Annotated in this window: 16 protein-coding genes; 10 read left to right on the top strand and 6 right to left on the bottom strand. The window is 54.2% G+C overall.

Going from position 1 to position 19,894, the window contains the following annotated elements; genetic code table 11:
• Positions 1-33: 33 nt before the first annotated feature.
• The 3 genes from ACR0IO_RS15010 (at position 34) to ACR0IO_RS15000 (ending at position 5,470) form a co-directional block, all read left to right on the top strand.
• Positions 34-942, top strand: coding sequence for a complex I NDUFA9 subunit family protein (locus ACR0IO_RS15010; RefSeq protein WP_480742406.1), 909 nt, complete (start codon positions 34-36; stop codon positions 940-942).
• 243 nt (positions 943-1,185) lie between these two features.
• The gene (locus ACR0IO_RS15005) at positions 1,186-2,325 is read left to right on the top strand and encodes an efflux RND transporter periplasmic adaptor subunit (RefSeq protein ID WP_480742405.1); all 1,140 of its coding nucleotides are present in this window, start codon (positions 1,186-1,188) and stop codon (positions 2,323-2,325) included.
• A 4-nt stretch (positions 2,326-2,329) separates the two neighbouring features.
• Positions 2,330-5,470, top strand: a complete 3,141-nt coding sequence (locus tag ACR0IO_RS15000) for an efflux RND transporter permease subunit (protein ID WP_480742404.1) — start codon at positions 2,330-2,332, stop codon at positions 5,468-5,470.
• 229 nt (positions 5,471-5,699) lie between these two features.
• Here ACR0IO_RS15000 and bfr read toward each other — a convergent pair whose 3' ends face one another.
• Positions 5,700-6,185: a bacterioferritin gene (bfr, locus tag ACR0IO_RS14995; RefSeq protein WP_155149524.1), complete on the bottom strand. Its 486-nt coding sequence runs from the start codon at positions 6,183-6,185 to the stop codon at positions 5,700-5,702.
• Positions 6,186-6,473: 288 nt separating this feature from the next.
• Positions 6,474-6,974 carry a hypothetical protein gene (locus ACR0IO_RS14990; RefSeq protein WP_170334737.1) on the bottom strand — a complete coding sequence of 167 codons (501 nt, stop codon included), beginning with the start codon at positions 6,972-6,974 and terminating at the stop codon, positions 6,474-6,476.
• 203 nt (positions 6,975-7,177) lie between these two features.
• On the opposite strand from ACR0IO_RS14990, the gene ACR0IO_RS14985 reads away from it, so the two are divergent.
• Positions 7,178-8,845 (top strand): dipeptide ABC transporter ATP-binding protein, encoded by a 1,668-nt coding sequence (locus ACR0IO_RS14985; protein ID WP_480742403.1) that lies wholly within the window; start codon positions 7,178-7,180, stop codon positions 8,843-8,845.
• Between the two features lie 34 nt (positions 8,846-8,879).
• Here the strand turns inward: ACR0IO_RS14985 and ACR0IO_RS14980 are convergent, their stop codons facing one another.
• Complete coding sequence (locus ACR0IO_RS14980) at positions 8,880-9,356, bottom strand: Lrp/AsnC family transcriptional regulator (RefSeq protein ID WP_480742402.1); 477 nt, start codon at positions 9,354-9,356, stop codon at positions 8,880-8,882.
• Here ACR0IO_RS14980 and ACR0IO_RS14975 point away from each other — a divergent pair.
• Complete coding sequence (locus ACR0IO_RS14975) at positions 9,345-10,466, top strand: pyridoxal-phosphate dependent enzyme (RefSeq protein WP_480742401.1); 1,122 nt, start codon at positions 9,345-9,347, stop codon at positions 10,464-10,466. The genes ACR0IO_RS14980 and ACR0IO_RS14975 overlap by 12 nt on opposite strands.
• A 116-nt stretch (positions 10,467-10,582) precedes the next feature.
• Here ACR0IO_RS14975 and ACR0IO_RS14970 read toward each other — a convergent pair whose 3' ends face one another.
• The 3 genes from ACR0IO_RS14970 to ACR0IO_RS14960 form a co-directional block, all read right to left on the bottom strand.
• A complete protein-coding gene (locus ACR0IO_RS14970) occupies positions 10,583-12,355 on the bottom strand; it encodes an adenylate/guanylate cyclase domain-containing protein (protein ID WP_480742400.1) in 1,773 nt (590 codons plus the stop codon).
• Between the two features lie 92 nt (positions 12,356-12,447).
• The gene (locus tag ACR0IO_RS14965; protein WP_209016347.1) at positions 12,448-13,092 is read right to left on the bottom strand and encodes a GNAT family N-acetyltransferase; all 645 of its coding nucleotides are present in this window, start codon (positions 13,090-13,092) and stop codon (positions 12,448-12,450) included.
• A gap of 296 nt (positions 13,093-13,388) precedes the next feature.
• Complete coding sequence (locus ACR0IO_RS14960; RefSeq protein ID WP_480742399.1) at positions 13,389-14,357, bottom strand: TetR/AcrR family transcriptional regulator; 969 nt, start codon at positions 14,355-14,357, stop codon at positions 13,389-13,391.
• Positions 14,358-14,537: 180 nt separating this feature from the next.
• On the opposite strand from ACR0IO_RS14960, the gene ACR0IO_RS14955 reads away from it, so the two are divergent.
• From ACR0IO_RS14955 to ACR0IO_RS14935, 5 genes are read left to right on the top strand one after another with little or no spacing between them, the layout of a single operon-like run.
• Positions 14,538-15,671, top strand: coding sequence for an LLM class flavin-dependent oxidoreductase (locus ACR0IO_RS14955; RefSeq protein WP_480742398.1), 1,134 nt, complete (start codon positions 14,538-14,540; stop codon positions 15,669-15,671).
• Positions 15,672-15,680: 9 nt separating this feature from the next.
• Positions 15,681-16,328: a 3,4-dihydroxy-2-butanone-4-phosphate synthase gene (gene ribB, locus ACR0IO_RS14950; RefSeq protein ID WP_480742397.1), complete on the top strand. Its 648-nt coding sequence runs from the start codon at positions 15,681-15,683 to the stop codon at positions 16,326-16,328.
• Between the two features lie 48 nt (positions 16,329-16,376).
• Entirely contained in the window at positions 16,377-16,754 is a 378-nt protein-coding gene (locus ACR0IO_RS14945) for a nuclear transport factor 2 family protein (RefSeq protein ID WP_480742396.1), read from the top strand.
• A gap of 33 nt (positions 16,755-16,787) precedes the next feature.
• Entirely contained in the window at positions 16,788-18,176 is a 1,389-nt protein-coding gene (locus ACR0IO_RS14940) for an amidase family protein (RefSeq protein ID WP_480742395.1), read from the top strand.
• Between the two features lie 51 nt (positions 18,177-18,227).
• Complete coding sequence (locus ACR0IO_RS14935) at positions 18,228-19,874, top strand: long-chain-fatty-acid--CoA ligase (protein ID WP_480742394.1); 1,647 nt, start codon at positions 18,228-18,230, stop codon at positions 19,872-19,874.
• The last annotated feature ends 20 nt before the right edge of the window (positions 19,875-19,894 follow it).

Raw genomic sequence — 19,894 nt, 5'->3', positions numbered from 1 at the left:
AAGCGGTGAAGCGCAGCATCACAGGAGGCGGCCATGGCCACGACAAAGACCGGAGAAACGGCAGTCGTTCTTGGCGGCACTGGATTCCTCGGACGCAGGGTTGTCCGGGAACTGAAGGACGCAGGGTTCATCGTCAGTGTTGCGACGCGATTTCCAGAAAATGCTGTTCAACTGGGCTTTGGTGATGAGAGCTCTGTTGGTGTGGTGCGGTGTGATTTGAAGGAACCAGAGACGTTGCGGCGTGTCTTCAATGGCGTTGCCGTTGTCGTCAATTGTATCGGATTTTATAGCGAAACCCGCTCGGAAACTTTTCAGGATATCCATGTGATCGGTGCGCGCTCCGTCGCTGAGGCAGCGATCTCGGTTGGTGTCAGATCCCTGATTCATGTCTCCGGGATCGGAGCTGATCGCAATTCTCGATCCGCCTATGTGCGTGCGCGGGCGGAAGGAGAAAAAGTTGTTCTCTGCGCCTGTCCGGATGCTACGATACTGCGCCCAAGTGTTTTGTTTAGCCGAAACGGTGCTTTTTTTGGCGACCTCGTCGCGATCGTACAACGCATGCCGATTTTTCCGTTGTTTGGGGATGGGAGTGTTCAGTTGCAGCCGGTCTGGGTCGGTGATGTTGCGAGGGCCGCGGTTCGTGTCTCCGGATTCTCTGATGCTCGCGGGCGCATTTACGAATTGGGTGGGCCAGATGTCCTCACCTACAGGGATATAGTCCAAAGACTGGCGCGGCGCGGCGGCAAAAAGAGGTTGCTAGTACCTGTGCCCTACCAGCTCTGGTGGCTGCTTGCTATGACGATGGCGGCTTTGCCCCAGCCGCCTATTACGACCGCTCAGGTGGCGCTTATGCGGCAGGACAACGTTGTTGGGGACAATGTCGCGACCTTTTCCGATCTTGAAATCCATCCACAATCTGCTGTTGCTCTGGGTTTGATCTGAGCCAACTGCCGTTTTAGACCGGTACGAACCAGTGGAGCTGGGCACTATCGTGACGCTGATGAGGATCTGTCGCCAAGTTGTTGATCCGGCACTTTCTATTGCGTCACGCTATATCTTGGTCAATTGTGCTCCCTGCTTCGATCTTTTTCGTGACTTCGCTCGCAGATCTGTTGCAGTCTCATTCTTTGGGTGGGCTGCCACGTTGCGGCGGGGCTATGCAAAATAAATTACCAAGGGTTTGCAATGTATTTCACAAAATCAGGCTTCGTATCGGGTTCGACACTATGTTTGTTGGCATTCATCCTGTCGTCCGCCCCGGTTGAGGCGCAGACGGAGGCCCCTCCCAAGCCAAGCGTGGTGGTCGCAGAAGCATCGATGACGGCGGTCACATACAGCGATACCTATCTTGGTCGCATAGAGGCGATTGACTCGGTCGATATCATCGCTCGCGTTGATGGGTTCATTGAAAACATCAATTTCAAAGACGGTGCAAAGGTCGCATCAGGAGATGTCCTGATTGAGATTGAAGAAGATTCTTATCAGGCCGATATCACTCAAATTCAGGGCCAGATTGAATCCGCGAAGGCGCAGAAAACTCTGGCCGATATTGAACTGGACCGGCAGCAAAAACTGTTTGCCAAAGGGGATACGCCGGAAAATGTCGTCCAAAAGGCACAAGCTGAGCAGGGTCAGGCAGATGGCTTGATCACGCAGCTGCAGGGCAGCTTGCAGGATGCTCATATTCAGCTTTCTTACACCAAAATCGCAGCGCCTTTTGACGGGCGTATCGGTCTGACAGACCTTAGCAAGGGTGCTTATGTGGGTCCGCAAAGCGGCACGCTTCTGACGCTGACCAGCATTGATCCGATTTATGTTTCCTTTCCGGTAGCCAATGCGCAACTGCTTGATTTCCAGAAAAAGGGTAAAAACCTGCAGGGTGGTAAGGTCACGCTTCAGCTCACTCTGGCGAATGGCGAGGTATATGAGAGTACGGGTAAGGTGGATGTCATCGATACCACGGTTCAGGAAAGCACGGATACCGTTCTTGTCCGTGGGATTTTCCCCAATCCTGACGGGACGTTGCTGAATGATCAGCTTGCCAGGGTCAACGTGATAGACAATCCGGATAAAAAGTCCCTGACAATACCCGCTGATGCGCTGCAAAGCGATCAGAGTGGCTATTTTGTCCTGACAGTCGGAAGCGACGGGAAGGTTGCAAAAACACCGATCAAGACCGGTGAGGTTACCGGAACAAAGGCCGTGGTCACTGATGGGCTGAAGGAGGGCGACAAGGTGATCACCCAAGGCGCGCAGAAGGTGCGCGTGGGTATGGAAGTCACGGCAGAGCCGGCAGATACCACCCAGCAACCAGCCAAGGAATAAGCGAATGATCTCTCGTCTTTTCATTCGCAGACCGCGCTTTGCGATCGTCATTTCCGTATTGTTCACGTTGGCTGGTCTGATCTCGCTGACGCAATTGCCGGTGCAGCAACTGCCCGACATTGTTCCACCCACGGTACAAGTGACAGCCTATTACCCCGGGGCCAGCGCCGAGGTTGTCGAATCCACCGTCGCCCAGCCCATTGAGGAACAGATTATCGGCGTCAGCGACATGCTGTACATGAAGTCCACCAGCGGTGGAAATGGCAGCTACAGCTTACAGGTCACGTTCGAACCCGGAACGGATCCGGATATCAATGCGGTCAACGTTCAGAACCGGGTATCGCTTGCAACGGCCTCACTTCCTGATGAGGTGGTGCGAGCGGGGGTTGTTACGCAAAAGCAATCAACTTCGCTTTTGCAGGCGATTGCGGTCACGTCGGACAATCCTGAACACGACACGCTGTACCTGTCGAATTTTGCAACCATCAACCTGCTCGACAGTATCAAACGGTCGCCGGGTGTCGGGGATGCCACGATCTTTGGTGCGCAGAACTATTCCATGCGGATATGGCTGGATGTGGACACCATGACCGGTCTGAATGTTGCGGTGTCTGACGTTGTTTCTGCGTTGAATTCTCAGAACGTTCAGGCGGCTGTGGGTCGTGTCGGCGCTCAGCCGATGTCGGAAGACCCTACGTTTCAGCTGAACATTCAGACGCAAGGGCGTCTGAGCACAGTCGAAGAATTCGAGAACATTGTTGTCCGTGCTCAACCCGATGGGTCGTTCATATACATCCGCGACATCGGGCGGGTTGATCTGGGCGCGCAGTCGCAGGATTCATTTGCTCAGTTTGACGGCAGTCCGACTGCAATGATCGGGGTCTATCTGGCTCCGGGGGCCAATGCGCTGAACACGGCTGAAGAAGTGCGCAATGCAATCGAGCAGCTGGAACCATCCTTCCCTGATGGGGTTAAATGGCAAATTCCCTATAACTCGGTCTACTTTGTCGAGGCCAGTATCGATGAGGTTGTCAAAACCCTGATCGAGGCTTTTGCGTTGGTCGTGCTCGTGGTGTTCCTGTTCTTGGGCAGCCTGCGGATGGCCTTGATACCTTTGATTGCGGTTCCGGTTTCGCTGATCGGCGCGCTGGCATTCATGATGGCGCTTGGTTTTTCGATCAACACCGTGACCCTTTTGGCGTTGGTTCTGGCGATCGGCATCGTTGTGGATGATGCGATTGTTGTTCTCGAAAATGTCGAAAAAGTCATGTCAGAGCGACCCGATCTTTCGGTCCCCGAAGCCACCGCCGAGGCGATGGAGCAGATCACCGCCCCTATTCTGGCTATCACGTTTGTTCTTTTGTCGGTCTTCGTTCCGGTTGCCTTCATACCGGGGATTACGGGGGCCATGTTCCGTCAGTTTGCCGTGGCTGTGTCATTTTCGATGCTGATATCGGCCCTGAATGCGCTGACGCTTAGCCCGGCTTTGTGTGCGATCCTTCTCAAACGTCATGAGGGACCCAAAAAGGGCCCGCTGGCCTGGGTATCCCGCAGGATTGACAATGCCCGGGACGGGTATGCTGTCGTCGCGGGTATGTTTGCGCGGCGCGCCATTCTTGGCCTGGTCTTTCTTGGGGCCGCCATGTTTGGCGCAGGCACATTGTTCAAGATAGCACCATCCGGGTTCCTGCCGACCGAAGATCAGGGTGCGTACTTTGTGGAAATCCAGTTGCCTCAGGGTGCATCGGTAAATCGCACGGCCAAGGTCATGGATGAGGCTTATGAAATCCTGTTGAAGGCTCCGGGCGTTCAGGATGTGATGACCGTCACGGGCTACAGCATTATTGATGGGCTTACGGAATCAAATGCCGGTTTCATGATTGCCATCATGAAACCTTTCGAAGAACGCACGGACCCTTCCCTGTCCGTGGATGCATCGATTGCCTATACGGGCCAACACCTCGCGGCGATGAAATCGGCCATCGGAATTCCCTTTAACCTTCCGCCGATTTCAGGGTTGGGAACCGGTTCAGGGTTCGAATTCCAACTCTTGGATCTGCAAGGTGGCAGCCCGCTGGAACTGGGTGCTGCCGCAAAGGGAATGATCACGGATGCCAATAGCGATCCGCGGCTTTCGGGCGTGTATACGACGTTTTCGGCCAATACGCCCAAGCTGAATTTGAATCTGGATCGAGAGAAGCTGCAGACCTTGGGTGTTGATGTCAGCACATTGTTTCAGGCGATGCAGGTGACAATGGGTGGGTACTACGTCAATGACATGAACCTGTTCGGGCGGACCTGGCAGGTTAATCTTGAAGCGGAGGAAGAGTTCCGAGGCACCATCGGAGATGTCAGTCGGATTCACGTACGCAACAATCAGGGTGAGATGGTTCCGGTGCGTTCTGTTGCTACGACGGAACTGACGACCGGACCTGAGAAACTGGTGCGCTACAACAACTATCGGTCTGTGACGATATCCGGCAATCCAGCACCGGGTGTGTCATCGGGCCAATCTATCGCTGCCATGGAGCAAGTGGCCGCCAAATCCTTGCCCAATGGCTATAGCTATGACTGGACGGGAACTGCACAACAGGAAATCGCCGCGGCCGGAAAGACCCCAATCGTATTGGGCCTTGCGGTGCTCTTTGCTTACCTGTTTCTGGTTGCATTGTATGAAAGCTGGACGATCCCACTGATCGTATTGCTCTCGGTCTCGTTCGCGGCTTGCGGCGCCATGGCGGCATTGCTGATCGCGGGTCTGGCCAACAACCTCTATGCCCAGATCGGGCTTGTTGTTCTGATCGCCTTGGCCGCCAAGAACGCCATTCTGATTGTGGAATTTGCAATGGACAGGCGCGCGAAGGGTATGAGCATCGTGGACGCAGCGATTGACGGGGGGCGATCTCGTTTCCGCGCCGTGATGATGACCAGTTTTGCCTTCATTGCAGGGCTTTTCCCTCTGGTCATCGCGACCGGAGCATCGATGCTCGCGCGCAAGGGCGTTGGGACACCGGTCTTTGGTGGCATGATCGCGGCTTCTTTTGTCGGCGTGTTCTTTATTCCTGCCCTCTACGTGCTGGCGCAATGGTTCCGCGAGAAGGTTCATGGGCCGGGTGAGGTTCAGGAAACAGAGGAAATCAATTAAGCTAAGAGCCGGATTGGTGCGGATCGCCGGGAGCAGTTATCGAGCGATCCGCCCTCACGTGCCTTAGTAGACGCCATTCCGTTCCATTTAGTAGTTAGCAGCGTACGGGTTCGTTGATGATCCATAGCGATCTTGCTGCGTGGAGTTGTGATAGCTGTGTTGCCATGTGGACGACTAATATTGACGTATAAGAACGCTGGGTCTGAACCGCTGTTCACAAACGTTTAGTTTAGTCGGCATCTTCCATCTTGGTGGCATTGAGTTGCGCAAAGTGTTCGGCACCGACCCGGTCGTGCAACTCCAGTTGCGTTTCCAGAAAATCGATATGACCTTCTTCGTCTGACATCAGACTTTCAAACAAGCTCATCGAGACATAGTCGCCGGCATCCTTGCAGACATCGCGTGCCTCTTTGTAGAGCTTGCGCGCACTCTGTTCGGCAGCGAGGTCGCATTCCAGAGTTTCACGTGGGTTTTGTCCGATGCGCAAAGGGTCAAGTTTCTGCAGGTTTGGATGGCCTTCCAGAAAGATGATCCTCTCGATCAGTTTGTCTGCGTGCTCCATCTCTTCAATGGATTCTTCGCGGCTTTTCTTGGCCATGCTGCCGAGGCCCCAGTCATCCTGCAGCCGATAGTGGAGCCAATACTGGCTGACGGCTGTTAACTCGTGACGCAGTGCTTTGTTGAGATATTCCAATACCTTCTTGTCGCCCTTCATAGTGCTTCTCCCTGGCTGACTTTAGTGGCTTGAGGTAGAGTCTATGGTTTGAATGGTATCATCATTTGCAACACTCTCAAAAAGTCAGCAATTTCCTGATGTGTTCAAAGGCTTACCCCTTTTTCTGACGATTCTCGTATGTTTTCAGCCAGTTGGCATGAAGCAGGCAGCGACCTTAAATTGTGCGCAACTTGCCGAAACTACGGGCGCTGGGGACATGGAAACACGTGCGTTTCAGTTGACGCGTTTACACCGTCTGAACGGAGGGGCTACTGCCCGGGATCAGGATCAGTTGTATCGTGGCTTTGAGACATCGCCGGTTATGATTGCGATACGCTCAAGTGATGCCAAGAGCTTTGTGTTGTGGCCGCCTTCGCACAAGAGCATGCAATTGGTTTCTGCAACCCCCCGGATTCCGCGGCGGATGCTCTGCAGAGCCAATATCAGATAGCGTTCTTCATCTGTTATACCCTGTGCGCAGTTCACGCAGTGTGGGTTTGTGTAACTGAATGCCCGAATCCGGCTTTGACGCATATCATTCAAGGCAATCAGCACTGCGTTTGCGATAGTTGCACCAAAAGGGACGGGAAACACCTGTTCCGCGTGACGGAATGCGTCGATCCATGCTTCGCTCTGCGGTTCGGAAAACGCCAGAAAGAAGTAGCGTGAAACGTGCAGCACATGTTCTTCAAATTCATCGAAACCGCAGCTTGAAACCGTTTGCTGCTTAGCCATCCGCGAAGCTTTGTTACGCTGAGGTCCGCGCGATGGTTGTGAAATTGGCTCCATGTGCGCTTCCTTGCCAAACCATGAAAAGTCGCCTGGCAGGGAAACCGAGGAAAAGCTGGGCGCGTATTTCCTGACTATAATAGTAGGAATATGTCAAGGGGAATGGATCATGAGGCTTGTGTAAAGCCGAAATTACTGCTTGGCTGTGAACGACAAGGCCAGGTTTTCCCAGCTAGCAGAAAGATACTAACAGGGAAGCCGCCATGTCTGACGCCAGCCGTTCCAACGATCCGATCCTGGAAATCAAGAGCCTGTCGATTGAATTGCCAAAGGGTGCCGACCGAAGATACGCGGTCGAGGATGTGACGCTGACGCTGAAACGCGGTGAAGTTACCTGTATTGTCGGTGAAAGCGGATCAGGCAAGTCGGTGATGACCAGTGCCATCATGAACGATGTGCCGCCCCGTCTGCGCGTGAGTGCTGGTGAGGTTCTGTTCGACGGGCGCAATGTGCTGCATTTTGGTCAGTCCGAGCTGAATGAAATCCGCGGCGCACGAATCTCGATGATCTATCAGGAACCCATGGCAGCGCTGAATCCGTCGATCAAAATCGGCGCGCAGGTAGACGAAGTTTTCAAGCTGCACAGGCCCGAGGTTTCCAGAGCGCAGCGCAAAGCAGAGACCCTGAAACTGCTTGAGCAGATGAAGCTGCCCTCACCGCGCCGGATCTACGATAGTTACCCCCACCAAGTCTCGGGCGGGCAATGTCAGCGGATCGTCATCGCCATGGCCTTGGCGTGCAAGCCAGACATTTTGATTGCCGATGAACCGACCACGGCGCTGGATGTCACGACGCAAAAGGAAATACTGAACCTGATCAATGATCTGAAAGAGGTTTATGATAACGCGACCGTCTTTATCACGCATGATTTTGGTGTGGTGGCAGATGTAGCCGACCGCGTTGCTGTCATGTGTTGGGGCAAGATTATCGAACAGGGGACCACACAAGAAATCCTGATGCACCCCAAAGAGGATTACACAAGGCTTCTGGTTGATGCGATGCCGCTGCTGGAGACTGTTCGATCTCCTGATCTGACGAGAAACGACTCCGCTATTGTTGAAGTGAAGTCACTGCACAAGCTTTATGGTACTGGATCCAAGCAGGTCCATGCGCTCAACGATGCCAGCTTTGCTTTGCGACGTGGCGAAACACTGGGGGTTGTCGGTGAAAGCGGGTCGGGAAAATCCACGCTTGCCAAGGCTCTGATCCGATTGGTTGAGCCGACTGAAGGGGCGGTCATAGTCAACGAACACGATTTTCTCGCCTTGCAGGACCAGTCACTTCAACAGGCGCGACGCGAAATACAGATGATTTTTCAGGATCCGTACGGGTCGCTTAATCCCACGCAAACCGTTGGGAACATTATCACGCGTGGACCGACCCTGCAGGGCATGAGTCAGCGGGAGGCCAAAGCCAAAGCGATGGAGTTGCTGGGCCTCGTCGGTTTGAAGCCCGAAGCGTATTATCGCACCCCGCGCAATTTCTCGGGTGGTCAGCGTCAGCGCATTGGCATTGCCCGCGCGCTGTCGATGAACCCGGATGTTGTGATTGCTGATGAATCTGTCTCAGCGCTGGACCTGTCGATTCAAAAGCAGGTACTGCGCCTGATGAACGATCTGCAAAAAAAGTATCAGATGGCCATCATTTTTATCACCCATGATCTGAGGGTCGCTGCGCAAATCTCTGACTATATCACTGTGATGGAGAAGGGCGTGATGGTCGAGTTTGGCACTGCAGATGAGGTATTTAACGCGCCCAAACATGAATATACCAAGAAGCTGCTTGATGCAGCGCCTGGTCGCGATTGGCACCCCCCACGCCTGAGCGTTGAAGAGGCAACGCAGATCGCGCAGAGTATCGAAAGAGTGTGACCCTTTCCGAGTTGAGTATATTGTTTTTGCGAAGTTAGAGATCGTTGAGGTCGGCGGTTGGGATCGGCAATTCCAGACCTATTTTCTTGCGCCCCATCACGACGGAGGTTCGAAAGCGTCGGACATTTGAGTTGTTGAAGAAAAGACGTTTTGTCAGCGCTTCAAAATCTTCCATGTCGATTGCTGTGCAGATCAGGCAGAAATCGGCCTCACCCGTTACGTAGTAGCATTGCTGAACCATCGGCTCGGTCTGAATGCATCGGGTGAACGCATCGATTTGATCTTGGCGTTCGCGTTCAAGTTCGACCATCACTACAAATGTCATATGAACGCCGATCTTTTTGGGATCGATCACAGCAACTTCTTTCGTGATCATGCCCCTGTCGCGCAAAGATCGCAGCCGTCGCTGCACCGAAGCTACAGACAATCCGGCTTCGGCTGCCATCGCTTCCAGCCCACGCCTCGAGTCGGTCTGCATCAAATCCAAAAGCTGTGCGTCATGCTTGTCCATCGAGAGGCTCCGGTATTTGACGAATTGTCGAGAAAAATTCTCGCAAAATACGTCAATGGTGATCAGATAATATCAGAACTATTCGATACCGTCGTGTTCATGGAACAGAGAATCACACTAGACCCCGAAAAACCGCGTGCTCTTTGGCGGATGAACTCCGTTTACAGGCCGACCCCGTTGGACAGTTTTGAATACGGCGGCAGAACACTTTTGGTCAAAGATGAGACCGCACGTATGGGGCTGGGCGCGTTCAAGGCGCTGGGTGGGATCTATGCCGTGGCGCGAATGATTGCGGACAAGGCGGGTATCTCGGTCGCGCCCGAAGGCTATAGCAGTGACGACTTTCTTCGAACCGCTGAAGCGATGACTTTCGTGTGTGCCAGCGCAGGTAATCACGGGATGGCGGTCGCAGCAGGTGCCGCGATGTTTGGTGCCAAAGCGCGTATTCACCTCGCGGAGACAGTACCCGAGGCCTTTGCAACTCGGCTGCGCGAAAAAGGTGCCGAGGTTGTTAGATCAGGCGCAGATTATGAAGCCAGCATCGCCGCCGCGATCGAGGATTCCGAGGCCAGTGGTGCCGTTCATTTGGCTGACGGATCGTGGACCGGATATACCGAACCGCCCCGTCTGGTGATGGAGGGCTATACCGTTATGGCTGAGGAGATGCGCGAAACCTTTGAGGCAACAGGCAGTTGGCCCAGCCATGTGTATCTGCAGGCTGGTGTTGGTGGGCTGGCTGCGGCAGTCGCTTACATGATCCGCTCATCATGGGCAGTACAACCACGTATTCTAGTCGTTGAACCCGATGCCGCGCCGTGTCTGCGCGAAAGTGCGCGGGCAGGCCAGTTGGTGACGGTTTCGGGGCCGACTTCGAACATGGGCCGTCTGGATTGCAAGACGCCTTCGATGCTTGCTTACGAGATTTTGCGTGATGCAGCAGATGAATGGTTGATTGTGACAGATGCCGAGGCCGAAGAGGCCGTGGGGAAAGCAAGGGAGATGGGGTACTCTACAACGCCTTCCGGTGCAGCAGGATTAACCGCATGTCTGGCTGGTGACGCCCCTCATCCTTTGGTGATCTTGTCAGAGCGTGGATTGGATGACGACTGATTTGACGCCGTCCGGCTGCGACGGACGCAAATGCGACCACTACTGTACCGGCATCTTGAACCACTGCCAGGTTAACGGCGAAAGCGTGTTCGGTCAGTAATCATCTCGGTTGTGCCTTACTGGAAACCAGCCTTCTTGAGGCCTTCGACAAAGTGCTGGGTGTCCTCAGGGCGTCGATCCGGCTGCACGTTCTCCCAACGCTTGAGCGAAAAATTCGGATGCGCCTTGCGGTGCCTGTCGGCAATATCCCGGGCCGCGTCCAACTTGCCCATATGTGCGAAACTGGCCGCCAGAAGGCGCTGCCCCTCGGTCGGGTTGTTCATCTTGCTTACATGCTGAACAGTCTGAGAGTATTCCTGAAGATTGAAATATGCCCCGGCAAGATGCCACAGATATTGATCCGGAAAGTAGGGATTGAGCCGCATGGCTCGCTGCAGATATTCAATTGCCGTTTCATTTTGCCCCGAATGTGCCATCGCATCAGCATAGTCTGAGTGCATGTCCGCGTCATTGGGGTTGAGAGACAATGCCCGCTTGTAAGATTCGATCGCTGCGTCGTGTTCTTTGCGATAGAGATGCACGTAGCCCAGCTCGCCAAAGCCTCTGGCATCCGTGGGGTCCAACTCTACCGCGCGCTGCGCATAAACCAGTGCCTTGTCGAGCGCGGTGTCGGGGTCAGTGGTCCAGGAGTAGCGCCAGTCGATGTTCAGGGTTCGTGACAAAGCGGCTGCGGCGCGCGCGTATCTGTCGTCGCGCTCCAAGGCGGATTCGTAGCAGCTTTGAGCCATCCGGTTGTCGTTGCGCGTATATCTGAAAATATAGTGCTGCCCCTTGAGGACCTCTCCGTAAGCTGCGAGGTTACTAGGCGTGGCTTGGACCATCCTCTTGCGCTCATGGGATTCAATCATCACGGCGGTGGAGGCAACAATGCATTCGGTCACTTCATCCAGAATGTCGAAAACGTCGTCGATCTTGCGGTCAAAACGCTCACCCCAAATTGTCCTTTCGGACATCGCATCGATCAGTTCGGCAGTGATACGGATGCGACTGTCCGATCTGCGAACGCTGCCTCGCGCGATGTAACGCACGTTTAGCCGGCGCGCGGCCTCTTTCGGTGACATAGATTGGGTTTTGAAGAAGAATGATGAGTTGCGGGCGATAACGAACAAGTTCCGGAATTTGGACAGGTTCATAATGATGTCATCGGTCAGCCCATCTGCGATCCAACTGTCTGCCTCGTCATTACCGGCGCTGGTGAAGGGCAGGATCGCTACGGAAGGGATGTCCGGACGATCCATCAATTCTACTGGTGAATCAGGGCGCAAGGTTGCGGCCATGGTCGCCCCCTCGGCCTCGCTGCGCACGCAATAGGTCGAAATTGGCGACAATATGTTCTTGAGCTGTTTCGGTCCGAGGAACTCATAGCCATAACGCAGCCGATTGCAGACCTGTTCATATACCGCTGCACTGACATAGACACGCTCGGGTTCTGCGATCTCCTGCAGCCTTGCTGCGATGTTAACGTTGTCACCATGGATACCGCGTTCGTCGATCAGGATTTCCCCAAGGTGAATACCGGCGCGGAACTTGATCTTGTCATTTTCCGTGCGTGTCCTGTTGTGCTGTGCAGCAATTCTGTGCAGTTCGATCGCAAATTTGACGGCGCTCGTGGCCGTTTCAAACAGGGCAAGAATGCCATCGCCCCGAATTTCTATGACATTGCCCTGATAGTGCGTACAGGTGGCTTCGAGCTGTGACAGGAGGGACTTCAATGAACTGTAGGTGTCCAGTTCATTTTGACTCATGAGCCTTGAGTAACCGACGACATCGGCAAACAATACGGCGCCAAGTCGTTGTCTGATCAATGGTCCAGAATTGGTGTCGTTCACGGTCGGTACTCGATTAGCACTTTGCTTCGATCATATAGGCTACGGTATGGCTGCACGCTGTTCCCCCAAGATGGACTGCAAGTTTCAGTCGTTTATTCGCGCTCGGCACATTGCGGCGGCCAGGACCAGGCCGCTGACGCGTCCGGCCCAATGGTGATTATTGTTTCCGAACCCAATTCATGCGTCAATTCCTGACGCTTAACCCTCCATTCCTCCTGCAGAATACCAACAGCCACCATGTCGTGAAACTGTCCGTTTGCAAACCAGGCTTCTCGCATTTTGCCTTCGACCTGACATCCTACCCGGCTGACCAGATCGCGGCTGTTGTGGTTATCAGCTCGATAGTACGATGTTACGCGATTCAAGCCCAATTGTCTGAAAGCAAAATCCAGCACCAGACACAGTGCTCTGATCCCGACGCCGCATCGCCGGATTGATTTATCGATGAACAGCGCGACGACAGCATCTCGGTTGATCTGTGATATTGCCTCTAGTCCTATCGCCCCAAGCGCTTCGCCACTGTCGGATTCGATCATGAACCAGCATGTACTATGGTCGATAGGTGTTCCAACAATATTACTCCAGTGCTCCTCCATCTGGCACTGGTTGAGCGGGATGCGAGATTTTCTGTCAAAACGAGCGAGATCTTCCACATCCTGAAACCAGTATGTGATGATCTCCAGATCCGATTTCGTTAACGGGCGCAGTCTGAATGCGCTGGTCGGGGGTTTGGACACAGAAATGACTACCCTCAAAACTCGATTTACAATTAACTATTCGTGCAACAATAACACAAAAAATTCTTGAATACGAAACTGGTAATCTAAAATCGGCTCGATCGCAATCCAGCTCTGATGCAGCGCTTTCTCAGAACACATTAGGTAATGTATCAATTCTGTTTTTTGTTGAAACAGGATGTCAACAAATCTTCAAAAATAGAACGTATTGAGCAATCATGAATGGGCGCATGGGCAGGTTTTGCAACGAAAAGTTGACGCCCGCTTTGATTTGAACGCTTCACCTGGTGCGAAGTTTAATGGTCGCTCTTGCCGCTAGGCGACAATACGCCGTCGAGGATAAGCATTTTCAGGCTATCGCGTATTTCTTGTTCGGGGAACTTGCCGATGCTCCAGTGCCGCAATGACCATACCGTACACAGAAAGTACAGATAGTTGGCCATGAGTTCCGTATTCATCGGGCGGAAAATCTGCTGATCAACGCCCTGATCCAGAATTGTTTGCCAACGCCCCATGAATTTGCGCTCCATGTCGAATACGCGGGCCCGGTTTTCGGCCGACATTGAACGAGTCTCCGAATAAACCAGATTAATGTAGCGACGATTTTCACCGATGTAATCGATATAGCGATCCACGGCTCTAATCAGGTTCTGGTCTGCGGGGCCTTTAAACAACTCGCCTGTGTCGAAAAAGTCGATAATACCCTGCATGCACATGGTCGTAATCAGATGCAGGATTTCGTCCTTGTCCTTGATGTATTTGTACATCAGGGGAACCGACAGTCCGGATTCCTTTGCGATCTCGCGCATGGATGCGTTTCCGAAACCGTGTTTTGCAATTACTTTGCAGGCGCCTTCAAAGATCTGACGGCGCCGCTCTTCGGCTGTATCAGACAGCGGCCGTGCAGGTTTTTCTGGCGGTACTGTGATGGGAGCTGTGCCAACAGCAGTCTCTACGGAAAAGGTACAGATCACCTCCATGATGACAGAAGAACTGCCAAGGTTCTGGTCGGTTTGAACAATAGAAACGCGAAACGAGTTCAGTGGCGAATCGTCGGGTGAAATTCGGGCTGCCTGCGCCTCGATCTGACCCTGACCAGCTGCTGCCAAATTGGTCGCTGATGCATTGATCATTGTTGATCGCGTCGTGTTTCCCAGGCTCTTTAATTCATCGCGTGCAGCATCGATCGCCAAAGTCAGGCATACGGTATCCAATTGGGATTTCTCAAGAAATTCCTCTACTTGCGATGCGGAATACAAAAACACGCGGCCTGCCTCCTTTGGATCTGACCCGTGGTCAACATCTTGAAATCCCTACCAGATGTCCAGTTAGAAAAATCTGCAATACGCACAAGACGCAGGGGAAGGTGATTCAAGACTTGACGCAATGAGATGCTGTGTGTGACAGTTAGTGAACGTTCAATAAAAATCCGAGAGAACACCCGCATGAAGTTCAAGATTCTCGCCATTCCTTTCGCCCGTCAGCACGGCGAAGATGTTCAGCTTGCCGGTCGCGACCCCGCGCGATTCAACATGATGATGACCACGTTGCGGGATCAGATGATTTTGGCCGAGGAGCTTGGTTACGAAGGTTTCTGTCTGACCGAACACCACATGCAGGTCGAAGGGGTGGAATGCACCACCAACCCGCTGTTCTGGAACATGTACATCGCCCAGCACACTAAGGATTTTAAGGTGGGTCAGTTGGGGATGAACCTGACCGCGATGAACCCGATAAAGACGGCTGAGGACATAGCCTTACTAGATCACATGACTGGAGGTCGCGTCTTTGCAGGCTTTTCGCGTGGGAACACACCGCGCTGGACCGCAACTATGGGTCAACATTTGGATATCACCTCGGCCGAGTCCGACAAATCCGAGGCCGACCAGCGCAATCGCCGCGCCCTGTATGAGAACTGGCGTCTGATCAAGTCGCTCTGGACCGATGATCTGACCGAGCATCAGGGCGAGTTCTGGAATTTTCCGTCCAATGTGGAATGGGAGTTCAACCCGACGAAGCTGTGGGGCGGTGACAGTCCTGTCGATGACAACAAAATCCTGCGCAAGTCGGGGATCGTTCCTCGCCCGTTGCAAAAGCCGCACCCTAAAGTCTATGCGCCGTTCTCGTATTCGATGGAAACCGCAAAATTCTGGGCTTCGGAAGGCGCAAAGATGGTGTCCTTTGTGACCGCCGACAAAGAAGAGTTCATGCCGGTGATCCTTGAGAACTGCCTGCAGGCAGCGCATGAAAAGGGTCTCAAAGACACGACCAATAACGATGTTCTGGCTTTGGGCGCACATCTGATGATGGGCAAGACCCCCGCCAAGACCAAACAGTATCGCGAGATGTTCGATAAGCTGTGGTTCTCGGCCTACGACGCGCCGCCATACCATGTGCCGCTTGGACGTGTCTGGGATGGCTCGCATCAGCAGGTTCTCGATCAGGTCGGTGAGCTGGCCGAACGCTATCAGATCGACGAGTTCTTTGTCTGGCACCACGTGAACTACTTTGGTGACGAGATCGAACAGGAAGCACTGATCGAATTTGCCGAAGGCGTCATCAAGCCGCTGAACGGGTAAGGAAAAATCATGTTCGATCTGCATGAAGTTTATAGGCTGTCGCCTATCGAAGACATTATCGCGGACTGCGCTCTGGGACGCATGGTAATCCTCGTCGATGATGAGAGCCGTGAAAACGAGGGAGATCTGGTAATCCCTGCCGTCTGCGCAGATGCGGCGGCCATAAACTTCATGGCGCGTTTTGGTCGGGGTCTGATTTGCATGGCGATCAGCCCCGAACGGGCCCAGCAGTTCAGCCTAGGGCCTATGGCAGCATTAAACACCGACCCTCACCACACAGCGTTCACCATTTCCGTGGACGCCAAAGAAGGTACCACCACAGGTATTTCCGCCAGCGATCGCGCGCGAACAATTGCGTTGCTGGCGTCAGATGATGGGTTGGCTGCCGATCTGGTTTCACCCGGACACATGTTCCCGCTGGTGGCAAAGTCTGGTGGTGTCCTTGAACGCGAAGGTCATACCGAAGCCGCGGTCGATCTGGCCCGATTGTCAGGGCAGGGCGATGCCGGCGTGATCTGTGAGATCATGAAGGACAACGGTGAAATGGCGCGGCTGCCCGACCTTCTGGAATTTGGGGCTCGTCATGGTCTCAAGGTGGGTACGATCGAAGACCTCAGACGATATCGTCAGAGGTTGCCCGCCAGCAAGGCCGCGTGACGGCAAACTCCCACAGCGTCTCAACACACTCACGACCGAGGACATCCCATGACCGCATTCGCCGAAATCGAAGCCCTGATGCAAGCTTACATCGAGAATCTGCATGATGGGGACATCAGCAAGACAGATCAGATGTTCCTGCCGGAATGTGACCTGTGCTGCGCCAATGAAGACGGTAGCTACGTCCATATGACGTTGGATAAGTATAAAGAGGTCATTGGCGGGCGTGAAAGCCCGAAATCCAAAGGTTATCCGGTATACGGCCACACAATCTCGATCGACCAGTCCGGCCCGAATACCGCCATGGTCAAAATCGACTGTGCCGTGCAACCCCGATATTTCATCGACTACCTGTCACTGGTCCGTACGGGCGAGGGCTGGAAAATTGCGGCCAAGGTTTATTACGTCCAGCGCACCGAAGACTGATCCCTCAATCTGACCGAGCCAGAATTTTCGCACATGACGGCCCCTTATTCTCAACTTTCGGCGCGTGCGTTGGTGCAGGCCTATGCCCGACTGGAGCTGTCTCCGGTCGAGGTGACGCAGGCCGCTTTGGACCGGATCGCTCAGGTCAACTCAAAGATCAATGCCATATACCATCTGGAGGCAGAGCCCGCGTTAGATGCGGCACGCGCCTCTGAACAACGCTGGTATGATAACGAGCCACAAGGCTCGTTGGACGGTGTTCCAACAACGATCAAGGATGCATTGGATTGTATTGGCATGCCTGCTTTTCGCGGGTCAGCCGCCGGATCCGAGACGATCAGCACCACCGATCATCCGACAGTCGCGCGGATGCGCGAGGCCGGATCAGTCATCCTAGGCAAGAACACTATGTGCGACTACGGTATCCTTGCCGGGGGCGTCAGTTCGAAACACGGGGTCACCCGTAACCCCTGGAACCTGTCACGCACGACCGGCGCGTCATCCTCTGGCGCATCGGCCAGTGTTGCCGCGGGGATCGAGCCCGTTTCAATTGGCACAGATATTGTGGGTTCAATCCGTCTGCCTGCCTCTTATTGCGGATTGGCGGGCTTCAAACCCAGTCAGGGGCGTGTGCCATATTACAGGTGTAACAGCCCGGCCCTGACAGCCGGCCCTCTGGCGCGTAACTTTGGCGACGTTGCGCTTCACATGAATGTCTTGACGGGCGAGGACACACGCGATTTCACTGCGTTGGAACGCGATGGCATCAACTATGTTTCCCGGTTGTCCCGTTCAGATTTCAAGACAAAATCAGTTCTGGTCGTTCCCGAACTCGGTCTGGGTGAACCGGTAGCTGATGATGTGCGCGTAGCCGTCCTGAAGGTTGCACAAGTGTTGCGTGATTTGGGGGCAGAGGTCACCTATTGCGAAACCGCACCTTTCAGCCGTGTCGACCGGGAACCGGCCGAAGCGTTCTATAAGATCCGCACTTTGTCAGAGTTGATGCGCCAGCCTGAGGCTGAACAGGCCAAAACACCCTACATTCGTGACTGGTCCAATGATGCCCGTAGTCTGACTGCGGTTCAGCATCAACGTAACTTCGATCATACGCAAACCTTGCGCGAGCGCGCTCTGGCAATGATGGGAGTGCATGACTTTGTACTGCTTCCGTCGACGCCGGACACCGCGTTTGCGGCCGAACTGCCCGGATCGGATCCTGAAAGGCCCTTTGAAAGCTGGGCCAATACCTTCCTGTTCAATCTGACCGAACAGCCGGCTGCGAGTATCCCGGCCGGGCTGGATCACAGCCACTTGCCGATTGGCGTTCAGCTTGTCGGGCGCAGATATGATGATCTGGGCGTTTTGCAGGTTGCCTGGAGGATCGAGCAGGAAATCGGCGAGATGCCCCAAGCCCCGCTCTAATAACAGCAAACAATACTTCCAACAGTTATGCGCGAGTTTCAGGAGGTTGAAGTGACCGAAAAGAGCACAATCCCCGGCCAAATCATGACCATGCCGCTGACCGTGACCAGCATATTTTGTCATGCGATGCGTGCACATCCCGAAGCAGAGATTGTCTGGCGCAATTCGGACATGTCGATTGATCGCTATACCTATGCCGATATGGGGCGACGTACTCAGCAACTGGCCCACGCCTTGACTGGGCTGGGTGTGGGACCCGGTGACAGGGTGGCGACACTAGCCTGGAACAACAACCAGCATCTGGAACTCTACTATGCCTTGGCTTGCATCGGGGCCATCTGCCACACGATCAACCCGCGCCTGCACCCGGATCAGATTGCATTCATCATCAACGATGCGCAGGATACCCGTCTGTTCTTCGATACAACATTCGCGTCGCTAGTCGATGCCGTGTCGGGACGCTGCCCATCTGTGCAGGGCTGGTATACCCTGACCGGACCTGATCGGGTGCCGGAGATGAATACTGAGGTCATCGACTACGAAACGCTGATCTCAGGTCGGCCAGAAACGTACACCTGGCCGGAACTTGACGAAAATGCAGCGATGGCGCTGTGCTATACCTCTGGCACCACTGGTAACCCCAAGGGGATTCTCTATTCTCACCGGGGAACCGTGCTGCATGCCATGGGCGTGTCGGGTGGCGATTGGTTAGCGTTAAGCTCCAAGGATGCGTCGTTGCCGGTTGTGCCGATGTTTCATGCCTGTGCCTGGGGTATTCCTTATGCCGCCCTGATGAATGGCACCAAGCTGGTTATGCCTGGCCCGGGCATGGATCCGGCACCGTTGCAAGAGCTGATGGATGGCGAAGAGGTCACTATGATTTCAGGCGTGCCAACTGTCTGGCTGGGTCTGTTCGAATATCTCGATCAACGCGGCGAAAAGCTGAAGACAGTAAAACGCGCAATGATGGGCGGGTCGGCGGCGCCGCGGTCACTGATCGAACAGATTGAACTGGGTCATGGCATCGATGTTGTCCACGGCTGGGGTATGACCGAGTTGAGCCCTGTCGGTACATTGTCTGTTCCTAAATGGGGCGAAGACAAGCTGCCGGATGACGACCGTATCGAGCTCAAGACCAAACAGGGCCGGGCGCTCTATGGGATCGAACTGCGTATCGTGAACGATGATGAGCAGACCTTGCCGCATGATGGGGTTGCCTCAGGCATGTTACAAGTGCGGGGGCATTGGGTTGCCAGCAGCTATTGGGGTGGGGCCGGAGCCGACGCCTTTACCGCAGACGGCTGGTTTTCGACGGGCGACGTCGCTGCGATCGACCCAAAGGGATATCTGCGCCTGACCGATCGGACCAAGGATGTCATTAAGTCGGGCGGCGAGTGGATTTCCTCCATTGATCTGGAAACCATCGCCATGAGCCATCCGGACATTCTTGAGGCCGCCTGTATTGCCGCGAAACATCGCAAATGGGACGAGCGCCCGATGATTGTGGCCGTCAGGCGCGAAGGGTCAGATGTCAGTCGCGCCGACGTTCTTGCGCTCTACGATGGCCAAATCGCCAAGTGGTGGACGCCTGATGACGTGGTGTTTCAGGCCGAGCTACCGCACACCGCAACCGGTAAGGTTTCGAAACTGCATCTGCGTGAGCAATACGCAGACCACAAGCTGCCCACCGACAACTAATTCTGTTTCTGAGGATCACT

This window comes from Ruegeria sp. CE12 (assembly GCF_056537525.1).
The sequence above is the reverse complement of the archived record's forward strand: the minus strand, read 5'-3'. Positions and strand labels throughout refer to the sequence as shown.